The sequence below is a fragment of the Kitasatospora sp. NPDC059722 genome (assembly GCF_042733235.1).
Taxonomy (GTDB): domain Bacteria; phylum Actinomycetota; class Actinomycetes; order Streptomycetales; family Streptomycetaceae; genus Kitasatospora.
In genome coordinates, this window is sequence record NZ_JBHWGD010000082.1 from 1 (window position 1) to 16,776 (window position 16,776).

The 16,776-nt window shown below is 73.8% G+C and carries 11 protein-coding genes and 1 pseudogene; 7 read left to right on the plus strand and 5 right to left on the minus strand.

Annotated features, from left to right (window positions below):
- The 4 genes and pseudogenes from ACFV4F_RS34570 to ACFV4F_RS34585 form a co-directional block, all read right to left on the minus strand.
- Positions 1 to 550: pseudogene (locus tag ACFV4F_RS34570) on the minus strand (hypothetical protein); the annotation flags it as partial.
- Positions 551 to 593: 43 nt separating this feature from the next.
- Positions 594 to 3,119, minus strand: a complete 2,526-nt coding sequence (locus ACFV4F_RS34575) for a hypothetical protein (protein WP_380508602.1) — start codon at positions 3,117 to 3,119, stop codon at positions 594 to 596.
- A 272-nt stretch (positions 3,120 to 3,391) separates the two neighbouring features.
- Positions 3,392 to 4,582, minus strand: coding sequence for a hypothetical protein (locus tag ACFV4F_RS34580; protein ID WP_380447923.1), 1,191 nt, complete (start codon positions 4,580 to 4,582; stop codon positions 3,392 to 3,394).
- Positions 4,583 to 4,605: 23 nt separating this feature from the next.
- A complete protein-coding gene (locus ACFV4F_RS34585; protein WP_380508605.1) occupies positions 4,606 to 6,390 on the minus strand; it encodes a hypothetical protein in 1,785 nt (594 codons plus the stop codon).
- Positions 6,391 to 6,627: 237 nt separating this feature from the next.
- Here ACFV4F_RS34585 and ACFV4F_RS34590 point away from each other — a divergent pair, with 237 nt between their 5' ends.
- The 5 genes from ACFV4F_RS34590 (at position 6,628) to ACFV4F_RS34610 (ending at position 13,085) form a co-directional block, all read left to right on the plus strand.
- Positions 6,628 to 7,626 carry a DUF1702 family protein gene (locus tag ACFV4F_RS34590; RefSeq protein ID WP_380508607.1) on the plus strand — a complete coding sequence of 333 codons (999 nt, stop codon included), beginning with the start codon at positions 6,628 to 6,630 and terminating at the stop codon, positions 7,624 to 7,626.
- 109 nt (positions 7,627 to 7,735) lie between these two features.
- The gene (locus ACFV4F_RS34595; RefSeq protein ID WP_380447929.1) at positions 7,736 to 8,710 is read left to right on the plus strand and encodes a DUF1702 family protein; all 975 of its coding nucleotides are present in this window, start codon (positions 7,736 to 7,738) and stop codon (positions 8,708 to 8,710) included.
- Positions 8,711 to 8,833: 123 nt separating this feature from the next.
- Complete coding sequence (locus ACFV4F_RS34600; RefSeq protein WP_380508634.1) at positions 8,834 to 10,684, plus strand: CRTAC1 family protein; 1,851 nt, start codon at positions 8,834 to 8,836, stop codon at positions 10,682 to 10,684.
- Positions 10,685 to 10,689: 5 nt separating this feature from the next.
- Complete coding sequence (locus tag ACFV4F_RS34605) at positions 10,690 to 11,706, plus strand: enediyne biosynthesis protein (RefSeq protein ID WP_380447931.1); 1,017 nt, start codon at positions 10,690 to 10,692, stop codon at positions 11,704 to 11,706.
- Positions 11,703 to 13,085, plus strand: coding sequence for a cytochrome P450 (locus tag ACFV4F_RS34610; RefSeq protein ID WP_380447932.1), 1,383 nt, complete (start codon positions 11,703 to 11,705; stop codon positions 13,083 to 13,085). Before ACFV4F_RS34605 ends, ACFV4F_RS34610 begins: the two co-directional genes overlap by 4 nt.
- Positions 13,086 to 13,222: 137 nt before the next feature.
- Here the strand turns inward: ACFV4F_RS34610 and ACFV4F_RS34615 are convergent, their stop codons facing one another.
- On the minus strand, positions 13,223 to 13,990 hold the full coding sequence (locus tag ACFV4F_RS34615; RefSeq protein ID WP_380447934.1) for a helix-turn-helix transcriptional regulator: 768 nt from the start codon (positions 13,988 to 13,990) through the stop codon (positions 13,223 to 13,225).
- A gap of 599 nt (positions 13,991 to 14,589) precedes the next feature.
- Between ACFV4F_RS34615 and ACFV4F_RS34620 the strand changes: the two genes are divergently transcribed.
- Both ACFV4F_RS34620 and ACFV4F_RS34625 read left to right on the plus strand, forming a co-directional pair.
- Positions 14,590 to 15,120, plus strand: coding sequence for a DUF5987 family protein (locus ACFV4F_RS34620; RefSeq protein ID WP_380447936.1), 531 nt, complete (start codon positions 14,590 to 14,592; stop codon positions 15,118 to 15,120).
- Positions 15,117 to 16,775, plus strand: a complete 1,659-nt coding sequence (locus ACFV4F_RS34625) for an FAD-dependent oxidoreductase (RefSeq protein WP_380508609.1) — start codon at positions 15,117 to 15,119, stop codon at positions 16,773 to 16,775. Before ACFV4F_RS34620 ends, ACFV4F_RS34625 begins: the two co-directional genes overlap by 4 nt.
- Position 16,776 lies beyond the last annotated feature (1 nt).

Below are 16,776 nucleotides of genomic sequence, written 5' to 3' on the forward strand. Positions count from 1 at the left end.
GCGCCGCGAGGGCCGCGTCGCCGGCCGGGCCGCCGCCGGCCGGGCCGCCGCCGGCCACGGCGCCGCCGAGGAGCGCGGCGTCGAAGGCCGCGCCCAGGCCGCCCTCCGGGGTGTGGCGGACGAAGCGCCGGACGCCGACGCTGCGCCGCGCGGCGACGCACACGCTCACCTCTATGGTCGTCGTGCCGAGTGCGCAGACACCCCAAGTGCCATCCAACGCCTCTCCGTTGTGCCGTAGGAGGGCCAGGACGGCCGTGGCGGGCCGCAGTTCGACGACCGGGGTGGTGCGGCCGAAGGCCTCGGCGATCCGGTCCCGGTAGAGCGGCGGCATGGCCTCGGGGGCGACCAGGACGGCCCGGGAGGGTTTGCCGTAGCGCGCCCGGAAGGCGGCGCAGGCGGCGGCCAGCGTGCGCGCCGGATCCTGCCCGGACGGGACGGGCACGCCCTCGCCGGGGACGGCGCCCGGCAGTTCGGCGAGCGCGGGCAGGCGGTCGGGGCGGACGTGCGCGAGCCGCACGAAACGCGTGCCGACGTCGACGGCGAGGGTCATCCGGCACGCTCCTCTGCGGCTGCGCGGCCTGTTCTTCCCCGGCTCACTTGCGGCGCCTCCTGCCGAAGATGCCGCGGCGGTCCTGTGGCTGGGCCGCCGACTCGGCGGACTCGGCCGTGCCGTACCAGCCGTCGTAGCGGAGCAGCTCCCGGGCGTACTCCTGGCGTTGCGCCTCCTGGTGGGCCATGTTGAGCAGGGACAGGCGCAGCCGGGTGGCGCCCTGGGTCTGCAGGATGACGTGGTACAGGTGCTGTGCCAACGGGCGTGCCCGGTACCAGAGTTCGGCGAGGAGCAGGTCCACCTCCTCGGTCCGCCAGCGGAGCAGGCCGGGCAGCAGTTCGGCCGTCGGGTCGATCGGGTAGCCGCCGGCGTGCACGTCGGACAGGGCGATGCCGAGCTGGACGGGGGCGGGCGGCCCCTGGAGGAGGTGGCGGACCTTGTTGCGGGCGTTGAGCGAGTGCATCCCCGGCAGCTTGTCGAGCGCCGCGGTCACCGCGGGCGGCAGGCCGAGTTCGAGCCAGGCGGCCTCGCCGTCGAGCAGCCGCTTGTCCAGGGCCCGGACCAGCGCCTCCTGCCCGCGCACGTTGCGTTCCGCCAGCAGGCGCGTGACCGGCCAGCGTCCGGGGTCGGGCCGGGAGCCGAGCAGCGCGTCCACGGTCCGCTGCCAGAGGGCGTCGGAGGCGGCGGCGGACAGCCGTTCCGACAGCCGCGCGGCATAGGCGTCGGCCGGGCCGGAGCCCCGGCGCGGGTACACCCGGCCCGGCGCCGGCGGGGCCTCCCCGCCGAGCAGCCGGTCGAGGCCGGCGAGCGGGACGGCCTGGCCCTGGGCGGCGTAGAGCCGCAGCAGGTCCAGCTCGGCCGCGTACTCGGGGCGCACCTGCCCGGCCGCGGCCTCCAGGTGGACGGCCGCCGCGGCGAGCGCCGCCGCGAGTTCGGGGCCCTGCTGCCCGCGCGCGACCTCCCAGTAGGACGGCCACAGGTGCGAGACGACGAGCGGCCGCCGGTGGCGGACGGCGAGTTCGAGGAGCTCCTTCCAGAGCGCCGCGGGGATGGCCGTCCCGAAGTCCGCCGCGTCGCCGCGGCGCAGGTCGTGGTCGTCGGCGGCGCCGTACACGTAGGCGGTGAAGCGCAGCCAGCCCGTCGGGCCCGGGAGGCGCTCCTTCGCGGCGGCCCGCAGCAGCCGGTCGAGCACCGCGGGGCCGGGGCCGTCCTTGGCGAGCGCGGCGAACGCCCACGCGCGCCCGATCTCGGGCTGGGCGATCAGGACGCCGTCCGCCGGTGCGGCCTCGGCGCCGAAGGCCTGCTGGGCGGCCAGGACGACGACGCCGATCCACCGCTGGCGCGACCCGGCGACCGGCCCGGGCCGGCGCTGGTCGATCAGCGCCGCGAGCAGCTCGTCGAACGGGCCCGACCCGGGGCCGTGCAGCTCCCTGAGCAGGTCGAGCCAGGCGAACGCCCGGTCGAAGCCGCGGTCGGGATCGGGGTCGGCGAGCACCGACCCGGCCAGCCACTCCGGCAGCCCGGGCGACCAGTGGTCGCGCAGCAGCCGGACGGCGTGGTCGTCGCGCCGGTCCGGGCCGCCGGGGCGGGCGGTGCGGGCGAGGAAGAGGTAGAGCTCGCGGTGGCCGTCGGCGTCGAGCCGCCCGAGACCCTGGCGTTCGAACACCCGGGCGACGTCCTCGATCCGGGCGGTGCCCTCGCGGACCGCGGCGAGCACGGCGTCGACGAGGTCGACCTCGCGCAGGACGCGGAGCATGGCCGGGCCGTCGCTCCAGTGGATCGGCGCGGTGGCGGCCAGCAGGTGGGCGACGAGCTCCCGGCTGGTCCAGCCCTTGGCGCGCAGGCGCGTCAGCTCGGCCAGGTAGGCGGCGGCCCCGGGATCGGCGGGCTGGGCGGTGGCCGCGCCGAAGCGGACGGCGGTGCGGCCGGTGCGGGCGCTCTCGGCGAAGGTCAGCTGCACCTTGTGGTCGGAGTCGCCGGTCCAGCTGGCGCCGCTGAGCCAGTGCCGGCAGCCGTAGGGCAGCAGCGCGGCGATCGCGTCGACGATCCGCACCCGCCGCTCGGGGGTGGGCAGGCTGCGGCCGTCGGCGGTGATGGTGATCCGGTGTCCGGCGGTGAGCAGGGCGGCGACGCAGGCCGTCCACTCGAAGCCCACCTCGTCGACGACGGCGGCGAGTTCGGCGGCCGAGGAGGGCACGGACAGGCCGCCGAGGTCGAGGCGCAGCGGCCGGGCCGGCCCCTCCTCCGGGCCCGGCCAGCGCAGGCCGGCGGCGGCGTCGGCGAGCGTGGACCAGGTGACGCCGCGCGCCGCGGCCTGGGCCCATTCGACGAGCAGCAGGCGGGAGGTGATGATCGGTGCGCCGGTGCCGTCGCTGGTGCCGTCCCAGCTCTGCTCGATCAGGGCGCAGGCCGCGGTGCGTTCGCCCTCGACGCCGCTGAGGAAGACGCGCCAGGGCAGTCCGCCGGTCTCGTCGGGGCGGCGCACCTCGGGGGTGCCGGTCTGGGCGCCCCACAGGTAGCGGCGGGCGCGGTCCTCGTCGAGGCTGGCGGCGAGGAGCTCGTAGCCCATGGCCCGGCCGGGGTGCTTGCCGAGGACGGCCCAGTGGGCGGTGACGGGTTCGGTGGCGGCGGGCCGCTGCCGCTGCTCGGGTTGCCGCTGCGGACTGGGAAGCTGGGGACCCGGAAGCGGGGGACCGGGAAGCTGCGGACCCGGAAGCTGGGGACCGGGCGGGTGGGGACCGGGCTGTTGGGGCCCCGGCGAGTGCGGCGGGTGGGGCCCCGGCCGGTGCGGGTCCGGCAGGTGCGGGTCGGGCAGGTGCGGGTCGGGTGGCTGCACGGCCGTCACCGCAGCTTGATCTTGCGCGAGCGGATCCGGCGTTCGAGGTCGACCAGCGGCTCCAGGACGTTGATGGGCTGCGGGGAGGTGGCGATGCGGGGCTTCCCGCCGACCTGCTCGACGTTGGCGTAGAGGCGGTAGTCGAAGATGCCGTCGGCGTTGAGGCGGAAGCCGATCGCGGAGGTGGCGTAGTAGCTGATGCGGTCCGGCACGAAGTAGGCGTTCAGGGCGTCGCGGACGAGGGAGGCGCTGGAGCCGCGGAAGGTGTCGCAGATCCAGGTGAAGTAGCCGGCGGCCGCCTCGGCGGGCACGCGCGGGATGCGGGCGCCGACCCCGTCCTGGGTGACCCACCGCGCCTCGACGGAGGGCCGGAAGAGCAGCGGGTCATCGAACTTGGCGACGCACACGGCGACGTGGTGCGGCAGCCGCCCGTTGATCATCCCGCGGCTGTCGCGGACGCGGCTGGTGATCGCGTTGAGGGTCGCGTAGAAGAAGTCCAGGCTCTGGGTGGCGTGTTCGCGGTCCAGGAGCGGGTCGAAGAGGTAGACGAGGCCGTTGGCCGCGGCGAGCTGGTCGACGATGGCCTCGTGGCTGGGGTGCTCGGGGCGGAAGACCTCGCCGCTGACGTCGTGGATGTCGAGCACGAAGCCGACCTGCCGGGTGCCGGCCAGCTTGCGCGGCTCCTCGCCCTGGAAGGCCCAGCTCATGCCCGCCGTGGCGGAGGTGGCGCCGGGGAAGCCGCGGTCGACGGCCAGCAGGCGCATGCCGCGGTTGAGGAACTCGATGGCCTCCTTGGTCATGCCGCTGATGACCCAGTTCCCCTTGCCGTGCCGGTTGTGCTGGATGGCGGCGATCGGCAGGGAGGAGAGGAAGGTGGTCTTGCCCGAGCGGGGCGCCCCCCACAGGCCGATGCGGACGGAGCCCGGCCCGTCCGGGCCGATCGCGCCGGGCGGCGAGGGCAGCGGCAGCGGGGGCAGGTTGCCGTCCTGCGCCATGCCGGGCGCGGCGGGGATGGCGGCGGCGTAGCCGTCGGGGATGGTGGGCTGGGGTGGGCCGCTGGGCGGGCCGTAGGGGCGCAGGCCCGGTCCGCCCTGGGTGTGCGGGCCCTCCCAGGCCGGTCCGGCGTCCGGCTCCGGCGGCAGGCCGTCCTTGGCCGCGGCGCCGTGGTCGGACGAGGGGTCGGGCAGGTTGGACATCGGGGGTCTCCTCGGTGCGGCGGTCAGAGCAGGGAACGGGCCAGGGCCAGCCGGCAGGGCGGCCCGTCGACGTGCCAGGGCGGGAGCAGGTCGAGGGCGGTCGCGGCGGGCGGCTGCCCGGGTGGGAGGGTGCCGTCGGTGCCGATCGTGTGCCAGGCCAGTTCGGTGTGGTCCCAGAGGGGCTGGAGGGCGAGTTCGCTGGGCCGTTCGTCCGCCGGTCCGTCCCGCCGGGCGAGCACGCGTACCCCGGCCTCGCGCAGGCCGGCCAGCTCGGCGCGCCAGTCGACGCCGAGCGGGCAGGCGGGCACCGGGCCCTGGCCGTGCTCGGCCCACTCGCAGGGCGGGCGGGCGCCGAGGACCAGCACGGTGCGCTGCGGGCGCGCGCGGCCGGGCGGCGTCCAGGGCGGCGCGGTCGCCAGCCGGCGCAGCGCCTGCAGCGCGTCCTCCAGCGCCGACGCGGTGTCCCGGCGGCGGCGCTGCGGGCGCCAGCGGGCGAGTGCGGCGAGGGCGGTGGCGGGCGGGCCGAGCGGCAGGGTGTCGAGCAGCGTGCCCCGGGGCGCGTACCGGCTCTCGCGGACGTGGTGGTCGTAGTAGCCGACGAGGCCGACGTCGACGCCCGCGGCGGCGCCCTCGGGGCCGCTGAGGGCGGTGACGAGGCCGCGCGCGTAGTCGAGGCGGGCGGTGACCTCGTCGGGTGAGGCGCCGTAGCCGAGTTCGACGGCGAGGAGGAGGTGGAGGCGGGGCGGCCGGGCGAGGCGGCGGGGGAGGGCGGCGATGATCGTGCCGAGGTCGTCGCGGACGGGCTCGGCGGCGGAGCCGTCGGGCAGCAGCACCTCGACCTCGCCGGGGCCGTGCAGCACGAAGGTGAGGTCGGCGGAGCGCAGCGCGGGCAGCCGCACGCCGTGGGTGGAGACGGCGTCGTGCGGGGTGCCGCTGCCGGCGGCGACGACCGGGAGGGTGACGAGGGTGTCCGCGTCGACGCCGCCGTGGACGGTGACCGGCACCGTGACGGTCTCGCCGGGGCGCAGCCGGGCGCCGGCCGGGAAGAGGAGTTTGGCCTCGGGGCGGACGGCGCCGCTGAGCGCGTCGACGTCGGCGAGGACGAGGGAGTGGTCGCGGTGCAGGGGTGCGCCGCGCAGGAGGAGGCGAACTCCGGCCATTCCGCCGCTGACGGGGCCGAGTTGGGCGTCGGGCGAGCGAAGTGTGCGGGCGGCCTCGGCGGCGCGGGCGAGGAGCGGCCAGTCGGGGCGCTGGGTGAGCAGGACGGTGCGGTGGCGCCGCCCGTGGGGGAGCAGCGTGCCGAGCAGGCGGCGGACGGCGTCGTCGAGGGCGGCGCGGTCGACGGGCGGGCGGGTGCCGATGCCGCCGGCGAGCTGGAAGGCGCGGTCGCCGGGGTCCTCGGCGAACTCGGGGGCGAGGGCGGTCCAGGCCGCGCCGCCGAGGTCGACGGTGTGCGGGATGCCGTTGCGGTCGGCCTCGGCCCGGATCAACCCGACGCGTTCGTCGGTGAGTTCGACGAACCAGAGGACGGCGTCCGGGTGTTCGACGAGCTCCTCCAGCAGCCGGTCCCACGCGGGGCCCGGCTCGCCGGCCGGTCCGGGGTCGCCGGCGGCGAGGGCGGCCGCCTGTTCGTCCCACTCGGCGCGGGCCGCGGCGAGCGCCTCCTCCTCGCGGCGGAGGTCGTCCGGGGTGGGCCCGCCGAGGAACACCTCGCCCTCCAGGCGCCAGCGGCAGCTGGTGCAGAACCCGCTTCCGCCCTGCGGACCGTGGCAGACCGGACACGCCCCGTCATTCGAGCCCCCGATCAATTTTGGCCTCCAGCTCGACAAGCGCGCACGGACCGTCGCAGAGAACGGCCGAAAACCGCCGCCTCCCCGTCGGGGCACTCATGGTGGCACAACACCCCCTCGGGATAGGGGTGTTCGCTCAAACGGTACGGAGCGGTTACCGCCTCGCAGCGCAACGCGGAAGATGCCCCAGGCGGGACCCGCCGCCGAGCATGTAACCGTGCCGCCGTATCGGACGGCGGGGGGCGGAGGGGAAACATGCCGACGGTCCTGGGAACGCTGCGCCGACTGGTCCTGGCGCCCTCGCCGGCGGAGGTGACGTTCGCCCGGCGCGGGTTCCCCGTGGCGGCCTCGCCGGTGACGCGCCGTCTGGAGGCGGTGCCGCAGGCGGTCGTGTGCGGGTTCGAGTGGGGAATCGAGGCGCGGGGGCCGCGCGAGGTCGAGGACCGGCTGCGCCTGGTGGACGCGGAGCAGCGCGGGTTCGCCTTCGAGGGCGCGACGATGGCCTTCACCGTCCTGGACGCGATGGGCCGGGGGCACCGCACCCGGGACCTCCTCACCGGGGCCGGGCAGCCGCACATCTTCCTCGCGTACATCGGGATCGGGTTCGCGATGGCCCGCCTGCCGCGGCAGTTGTGGCCCAAGGTGCTGCCGGACCTGTCCGGCACGCCGTACCACCCGACGATGAGCTGGCTGGCCGTCGACGGGTACGGCTTCGACCTCGCGTACTTCCACACCCGGCGCTGGGTGGACGAGCAGCGGGTGCCGAGCCCTTACCCCTGGCAGGGTGCGCCGGGCTACTTCCCGCGTGCGGTGGACCAGGGGATCGGGCGGGCGCTGTGGTTCATCCACGGCGCGCAGCACCGCCAAGTGGCGTCGGCCGTAGGAAAGTTCGCGCCGCACCGGCAGGCCGACCTGTGGAGCGGGGTGGGCCTCGCGGCGACGTTCGCCGGCGGGTGCGGCGCCGCTCAGCTGGCGGAGCTGGGCGAGGAGGCGGGCGAGCACCGGGCGGAGCTGGCGCAGGGGTCGGTGTTCGCCTCGAAGGCCCGGGTGTACGCGGGCTTCGTCCCCGCGCATGGCGAGGAGGCCTCGCAGGCGCTCACCGGCCTGTCGGTCGCGGACGCGGCGGCGCTCGGCGACGAGTGCGCGGTGTTCGCCGACGCGGCCTCGCCCGCGGACCCGCCGGCGTACGAGGCGTGGCGCACGAACGTGCGCAAGCGGTTCGCCGCGTCGGATCCCGGCCGCGGCACCGGCTGAGCATTCCGGAAGAAAGACCAGAGCATTCGCGAAGAAGCGGCCGTCCGCCGGAACGGGAATTATCCAGGGTAAGGCTCGTCAATCTCCGTACCACGGAAAGGAGAGCAGAGTGCCAAGCCCGTTGCGGACATTACGGCGGCGCGTGCTGACGCCGAACACCGCCGAGACCAAGCTGGCCAAGCGGGGTTTCCACGAGAAGTCGCCGGAGGCCCGGGAACTCCTCGAAACCGTCGGGAGCCGCTTCCTCGAAGGCTATGCGTACGCGGTGGAGTCCGGTGCGCCCGCCGAGGCGGAGCACCGGCTGGAAAACGTCCCGCACCGATTCCGCGGTTTCGCCTACGAGGGGGCCGGCATGGGATTCGCCATGCTGGACGGGCTGCCGTTGCAGGGCCGCGGCTGGGTGGGGGGATTCCTCGCCGGGCGGGGGGCCGACCACCACTACATGGTGTACGTCGGAATCGGCTGGGCGATGGCGCGGCTGCCGCGTTTCTGCTGGCCCGACATCACCGCCCTCGATCCCCTGCTGCGCTGGCTCGTGCTCGACGGCTACGGATTCCACCAGGCGTACTTCGCGACCGACCGGTACGTCCACGGCCGGTTCCGCGAGCGGGCGTTCCCGTGGCCGGCCGACGACTCGCCCGGGTACGTGAACCGGGCGATCGACCAGGGGATCGGCCGGGCGCTGTGGTTCGTCGGCGGCACCGACCCGGGCGTCGTCGCCGGGCTGATCGAGCGGTTCCACGAGTCCCGGCACTCCGACCTGTACGGCGGCGCCGGCCTGGCCGCGGCCTACGCGGGCGGCGTGGACGAGGCGGAGCTGCGGGACTTCCGGGAGCGGGCCGGCGCGCACCGGGCGATCGTCGCCCAGGGCGCCGCGTTCGCGTGCGAGGCCCGTATCCACGCGGGGCTGCTCGGCCCGCACACCGAGCTCGCGGCCGAGGTGCTCTGCGGCACCTCCGCCGCCGCGGCCGCCAAGGTCACCCAGGACCTGCGCCCCACCGGCCGCTCGAACGGCCCGGTGCCGTCCTTCGAGACCTGGCGCCGGGCCATCGCCGACGCGTTCGCCACCACGGGAAGGAACTGACCGGTGCCCACCCTCCTTGGCCGGGTCCGCCTGCAACTGCCCGGCATCATCGCCGTGCTGGCGATCGTCGCCGGCTACTTCCTGGTGCTGCCGCCGACGACGTCGGCCGCCGAGCAGGACACCATGGCGAGCCGCTTCCACTTCACGCCGCTGCCGATCGAGCTGCCGCCCGCGGCGAAGCAGCAGACGATCCGCACCGTCAACAAGGACTACGAGCACATCCGCGCCTGGATCTCCTCGGTCGGCGCGGCCATCACCATGACGGACCTGCGCGGCACCGGCAAGTCCGGCGACCTGTGCCTGGTCGACACCCGCACCGACCAGGTCGACGTCACACCCGTGCCGGGCTCCGACGGCCCGCACTACGCGCCGTTCGCGCTCGACCCGTCCCCGCTGCCGATGAACGACTACATCGCGCCGATGGGCTGCGTGGCGGGCGACTTCAACGAGGACGGCCGCACCGACCTGCTGGTCTACTACTGGGGCCGCACCCCGGTCCTGTTCCTCGCCAAGCCCGACGCCACCACGCTCGACGCGCACGCCTTCGAGCCGGTCGAGCTCGTGCCCGGACCCAACGCGACCGACGGCAAGTACACCGGCGCGCAGTGGAACACCAACACCGCGACCGTCGCGGACTTCGACGGGGACGGCCACCAGGACCTCTTCATCGGCAACTACTTCCCCGACGGGCCCGTCCTGGACGACCGGGTCAGCGGCGGCGTGGTCATGAACCACTCGATGTCCCACGCCCAGAACAGCGGCGGCAAGTACATCTGCCGCTGGACCGGCGGCAACACGGCCGACAAACCCTCCGCCGCGTTCCAGTGCTCCGACGACGCCTTCCCCGCGGAGGCCAAGCACGGCTGGTCGCTCGCCTCCAGCTCGATCGACCTCGACGGCGACCAGCTGCCCGAGCTGTACGTCGCGAACGACTTCGGCAACGACCGCCTGCTGCACAACGTCTCCACCCCCGGCCACCCGAAGTTCGACCTCGTCACCGGGCCGCGCGACGGCTCCACGCCGAAGTCCAAGATCCTCGGCAACGACTCCTTCAAGGGCATGGGCGTCGACTTCGGCGACCTGTCCGGCAAGAAGGGCCTCTACGACCTGTTCGTCAGCAACATCACCACCTCCTTCGGCATCGAGGAGAGCAACTTCCAGTTCATGAACACCGCGCGGGACCAGGCCGACCTGCGCGCCCAGCTCTCCAACGGCACCGCCCCGTTCGTCGACCACAGCGCCGAGGACGGCACCGCGTGGTCCGGCTGGGGCTGGGACGTCAAGATGGGCGACTTCGACAACAGCGGGCAGCTCGCGATCGTCCAGGCCACCGGCTTCGTCAAGGGCAAGACCAACCGCTGGCCGCAGCTCCAGGAGCTCGCGACCGCCAACGACGCCCTGCTCGACAACCCGTGGTGGTGGCCCAACGTCAAGGCCGGCGACGACATCGGCGGCGACCAGACCCTGCGCTTCTTCGTGAAGGGCGCCGACGGCCACTACAGCAACCTCTCCGGCCGCCTCGGCCTCGCCGTCCCCGTGCCCACCCGCGGCATCGCCACCGGCGACGCCTACGGCGACGGCAAACTCGACTTCGCGGTGGCCCGCCAGTGGGACGCCCCGGTCTTCTACCGCAACGACAGCCCCGACACCGGCTCCTACCTCGGTCTGCGGCTCACCTACGACACCCCCGCCGCCGCCGGACCGATGCCCGCCCCCGGATCCCCGGCGATCGGCGCCGAGGTCGAGGTCACCACCCCCGACGGGCGCAAGCTCATCGACCGCGTCGACGGCGGCAGCGGCCACTCCGGCAAGCGCAGCCACTACGTGCACATCGGCCTGGGCAAGGGCGTCACCGGCCCGATGCCGGTCAAGCTCCAGTGGCGCGACCGCGACGGCCAGGTGCACCAGCAGACCGTGACGCTCAGCCCGGGATGGCACTCGCTCCAACTCGGTAGCCAGGCCAAGGAGAAGTGACGCACATGGCAGACAAGGCCCCCACGACGACGCAGCCGGCACCCCCGGCCCCGGCGGCCACCGGCAAGGCGGCCACCGCCTCCCGGCACGAGCCCAAGGTCGTCATCGCGCTGCGCCGCTTCGCGATCTCGATCACGGTCTTCAACATCCTCGGCTACACCGTGCTCGGCTTCGAACAGCCCTGGACGTGGCCGCTGATCGCCCTCGCCACCGCCTACACCACCGAGATCGCGCTGGAGCTGGTCGGCGCCAAGGTCGAGGGCCGGCGCCCGCGCTTCCTCGGCAACGGCCTGCCCGGGGTGCTGGAGTTCCTCTACCCCTCGCACATCACCGGCCTCGCGCTCAACATGCTGACCTACGTCAACGACCGGGTCTACGTGATGATGTTCGGCGTCGTCTTCGCGGTCAGCGCCAAGTGGGTGCTGCGGGTGCCGGTGCGCGGCCGGCTGCGGCACTACATGAACCCGTCGAACTTCGGCATCGCCGCGATCCTCGTGCTCTTCCCGTGGGCCAGCATCGCCCCGCCGTACCACTTCACCGAGCACGTCAACACCCCGTTCGGCTGGCTGATCGTGCTCGGCATCCTGATGTCCGGCACCATCCTCAACGCCAAGCTCACCGGCCGGATGTGGCTGATCCTCGGCTGGCTCTCCGCCTTCGCCCTCCAGGCCGTGCTCCGCGGGCTGATCTTCGGCACGTCGATCCAGGGCGCGCTCGCGATGATGACGGGCGTCGCCTTCGTCCTCTTCACCAACTACATGATCACCGACCCCGGCACCACCCCGTCGAAGCCCGCCAACCAGATGGCCTTCGGCGCCGGCGTCGCGCTGATCTACGCCCTGTTCATGATCGCCCACATCGCGTACGGCATCTTCTTCGCCACCGCCCTCACCTGCCTGATCCGCGGCCTCTACCTCTGGTACGTCCACTTCCGCGACCGCGGTCAGGAGGAGGCGCGGGCGACCCTCCTGCGGGCGAGTACGACCGGCAAGACCGCGGTGGCCGGAAAGGTCGCGGCGTGACCGCCGCTTCCAACCGGCGGGTGCCGCCCGGCCCTCCGCGCCGGGCGGCGCCCACCCTGCTGCGCCGCCTCGCCGGCGACCGCCTCGCCCTGATGCGGGCGGCCGCCACCGAGTACGGGGACGCGGTCCGGATCTCCATCGGTCCGAAGACCCTCTACTTCTTCAACCACCCCGACCACGCCAAGCACGTCCTGGCCGACAACGCCGCCAACTACCACAAGGGCATCGGGCTGATCCAGGCCCGCCGGGCCCTCGGCGACGGACTGCTCACCAGCGAGGGCGAGCTGTGGCGCGAACAGCGCCGCGCGATCCAGCCCGTCTTCCAGCACAAGCGGATCAGCCGGCAGGCCGACGCGGTCGCCGAGGAGGCCGCCAAACTCGTCGCCCGCCTGCGGGCGTTCGAGGACGGCCGGCCGGTCGACCTCGTCCAGGAGCTCACCGGGCTCACCCTCGGCGTGCTCGGCCGCACCCTGCTCGACACCGACCTCGGCGCCTTCGAGTCGATCGGCCACGAGTTCGAGGCCGTGCAGGACCAGGCCATGTTCGACATGGTGACGCTCGGCGCCGTGCCCGGCTGGATCCCGCTGCCCACGCAGCGGCGCTTCCGCCGGGCGCGCGCCGAACTCCAGCGCGTCGTCGACGCGCTGGTCGCCGAGCGGAACGCCCGCGACGGCGGTGCCGAGGGAGACGACGCGCTGTCGCTGATCATCGACTCGGCCCATGGCGAACCCGACCCCGCGGTCGGGCGCCGGCGGCTGCGCGACGAGATCGTCACCCTGCTCCTCGCCGGGCACGAGACCACCGCGAGCACCCTCGGCTGGACCTTCTACCTGGTGGACCGCCACCCCGAGGTGTTCGACCGGCTCCACGCCGAGGCCGTCGAGGTCCTCGGCGACCGCCCGCCGGAGTACGAGGACCTGCACCGGCTGCGGTACACCTCCCGCGTAGTGGAGGAGGTCATGCGCCTCTACCCGCCGGTCTGGATCCTGCCCCGGCAGGCCCAGGCCGACGACGAGATCGGCGGGTACCACGTGCCCGCCGGATCGGACGTCCTGATCTGCCCGTACACCCTGCACCGCCACCCGGCGTTCTGGGACGCCCCCGAGCAGTTCGACCCGGACCGCTTCGACCCCGACCGGCCCCGCCCGGAGGGCGCGGGCCCGGAGCGCCCGCGCTACGCCTACCTGCCGTTCGGCGCCGGCCCGCGGTTCTGCGTGGGCAGCCACCTCGGGCTGCTGGAGGCGACGTTCACCATCGCCGTCCTCGTGCGCGAGCTGCGGCTCGCGAAGGTGCCGGGGCACCGCGTGGTGCCCGAGCCGATGCTGTCGCTGCGCGTGCGCGGCGGCCTGCCGATGACGGTGCACCGTGCCCGGGGCTGAACGGCCCGCCGGGTAGCCGCGGGAAGACGGACGAGGGGCCCATCGTGCTCGGTGGGCCCCTCTGTCGTGCGCGGCTGTCCCGTCGGCTGCCGGCCCCACCCGCCGTCCGCTGCCCGGCGACGGCGCGTGAAGGCCCGTCAGCCGGTGCCCGCTCGCGCCAGGCCGGCGCGCACGGCGGCCGTCCGGACGTCCATCAGGGCCAGCAGGACCGGCGGGTCGACGGTGTGCTTGGGCCGCATCACCAGGTCGGCCGGGATCACCGGGACGTCCGCGCGCACCTCGATCGGCCCGACCGAGCCGACGAACACCTCCTGCTCGCCGAGCAGGACCTCGTCGAAGGCCGCGGGCACCGAGTGCGCCAGCAGGTACCACGTCCCGGGGGGAACACCGTCGATCAGGTACCGCCCGGGGCCGGGGAGGACGACGCAGCCGGCCGGACGGCCCTGGGGGATGCGGGTGGGGAAGAGGCCGAGGAACACCTGCCCGAGTAACCCGGCGACGGCGCTGCGCACTTCGCCCCGTACGGAGGACGTCTCGTCGGCCGCGTGGCCCTCGACGCCGATCCCCGGGGTGTAGCCGCCGAGTTGGCGGAACATGGTGGGGGAGATGCCGACACTGGCCGCGAAGCGGGAGCTGAACGTCCCGACGCTGTTGTACCCGACGTGGTGGCTGATCTCGGTGACGGTGAACGTCGTTTCCAGCAGGAGACGTTTGGCCTCCTGTATCCGGATCGCGGAGAGGAACCGCCGGGGCGACACCCCCGTGACGCGCTGGAATTCTCGCGAGAAGTGGAATTTGCTGTACATCGCGGCGCGCGCCATGTCGTCTATGGTGAGTATCTCACCAATGTTTTCCTGCATCGTCTCGATGGCGCGAGTCACGGCCTGTTCGATAGCCGGCTTCATTGCTACCCCAGATTCTAGGAGCCGCTTTCGGTTCGACAGTTGTGATGCGCTGGCGCCGACCTGACCAGCAATAACCGCGGTCGTCTGGTCCCCCCCTCGGCAGCGTCAGTGCCCATGTTCAACCCACCCCCCTCCGCCCGGGAACGTTCAGCGGTTCTTCACCGCGGGTTGGCGGGCGGTCTCGGTCACCCAGGGACCGCCATGATCGGAAGTTGCGCGTCCGTGATGAATGAAGACCGTAGCAGTGCATGTCAGGCGCAACAAGAGCCCGTCATATTCATGGCATGCCCTCAGCCAGTGGCGGAATACCTACTCCGGCGTATTGCCATCCGAGGCAGCAACACGGAAGAAGCGGACATGGCAAGTACGCGGCAAGTCCGCGCAACTGACGGGGCGTCGGGGCAGCAACGCCGAAGATGCGCGGGCGCGTGGTTCGCATGCACGATACTGCCGTCGCGCCTGCGAAACGGGGGGTGGCGGTGCCCGCGCTCCGGTTTCCGAACGGGGTGCACCGGTGTCGGCCCCCCGGCTTTCCCACCCACGAACCCGAGGAGACGCCAGTGCGCTCCGACATATCGGATGAGTACCGGGCTCGAACGATGACCCTGGAGGCATTCGCGGACACCATCGTCCCCGGCGAGAAGAGGTCACCCGACGACCGGGCGGTGGCCGGGGTCTCGGCCGGCGGCGGCGCCGTGGCGGCCGGGGCGATCGAGCTCCTGGAGACGCCCGCCACCGGGATCTCCACCGCCCTGGACGACTACGCCGAGGCGCTCAACCGCCACGCCCGCGCCTTCGCGGCCGGGCGGGGGCTCGCGCTCGACGACGACGTCCCGCCGTTCGTCGCGCTCGCCTTCGACGACCGCACGGCGCTGGCCCGGGAGCTGACGTCGCCCCGGCACCCCGAGAAGGAGCTGTGGGTGCTGCTGACCCTCTTCAGCAACATGGCCTTCGATACCGCGGCCCACCTGCACACCACCGACGCCATGGCGGCCGGCCACCCGGGCCTCCTCGCGATGGGCTTCTTCGACCCGGGCGAGGACGCCCTGTGGCGGTTCCCCGACTTCTCCTACGGCCGCCCGCTGGCCGAGATCCACCCGGACACGACGGCGACAGGGAGCCCGGCATGACCTCCACGGAGAAGACCGACGTCCTCATAGTCGGCAGCGGTTTCGGCGGCGCGATCGCGGCGTACCACCTGGCCGCGGGCGGTGCGAAGGTCACCGTCCTGGAGCGCGGCCCGTGGCTGACGGCCGGTGACTTCGAGCACGACTTCCTGCTCGGCTCCTCCTACACCCGGATCTTCGACTTCGTCGTCGGCGACGGGATGAGCCTGCTCGGCGGCAACTGCGTCGGCGGCGGCAGCGTCGTCTACTTCGCCGCGATGCCGCGCGCCCCGCGCTTCGTCTTCGACCGCGTCAACGCCACCGGCGCGCGGCTGTGGCCGAAGGCCGTCAGCCGCGAGGCCCTCGACCCGTGGTACGACCGCGTCGCCGAGGCGCTGCCGATCACCCAGCAGGACTGGAACGACGTCACCTACGCGGGCGGCCTGTTCGCCGCCGCCTGCGCGCACGCCGGCCGCACCGCCAACCCGGTGCCCGCCGCCATCGACCGCGCGAAGTGCACCAACTGCAACTGGATGATGGCCGGCTGCCGCTTCGACGCCAAGCGCTCCCTGCTGCTCAACTACCTGCCCGCCGCGCTCGCCCACGGCGCCGAGATCCGGCCGCTGCACGAGGTCCAGAAGCTCACCCGCACCGAGGACGGCGGCTACCGCGTCCACTACAACGTCATCGACGACGTCGACTACCGCGTCCACCACGAGAGCGGCGCCATCGACGCGAAGATCGTCGTCCTCGCGGCCGGCGCCGGCGCCACCCCCGTCATCCTCCAGCGCTCCGAGGCGGACCTCGGCCGGATGCCGCACGCCGTGGGCCGCTACTTCTCCGGCAACGGCGAGCGCCTCAACACCGCCGTCGTCGACGAGGACAAGGCCCGCGACCTGCTCGGCCTCGGCCGCGGCGAGGGCCTCGCCGCCTACGGTGCCAACCAGATCGGCAAGGGCCCGGTCGTCGCCAGCTGGGACGCCCTCGACGGGTCCCGTCCGGTGGGCTCCCGCTACTCGCTCGAACAGCTCTACTTCCCGCCGGGCTTCGGCACCATCCTCGCCCAGGTGCCGGACGCCACCGGCCCCAGCTGGTTCGGCCGGGAGAAGAAGGAGCTCGTCCGGCAGTGGCAGTCCTGGCTGACCATCTTCACCATGGTCGAGGACGACAACGAGGGCGTCTTCGGCCCGCCGCCGCCCACCGGCAACGCCGTCCGCATCTCCCAGCAGATGCTCGGCCGCGGGCCGATCGGCTACGTGCCCACCGAGAGCACCCTGCGCGGCTGGGCCGAGTCCGACGCCGCCGTGAAGGACATCCTTGAACGCGACGGCCTGGCCCGCGTGATGCCCTGGACCAACGACGTGGTCGGTGCCTACACCGTGCACCCGCTCGCCTCCTGCCGCATCGGCGACGACCCGGAGACCTCCGCCCTCGACGACGGGCACGAACTCCGCGGCCACCCCGGCATCTTCGTCACCGACGGCTCCGCCGTCCCGGCCGCCCTGACGGTGAACCCGGCGCTCACGATCTCGGCCCTCGCCGAGCGCGCGGTCCCGGGCATCGTGCGGGCCGCCCGGGAACGCGGCGTGGACGTCGAGTACGGCGCGCCCGGCCCCGGCGGCGAGACCGCCGGACGGCGCGGGGTGAAGCCCCAGCTGCCCGGCCTGCTGGGCGAGTAGC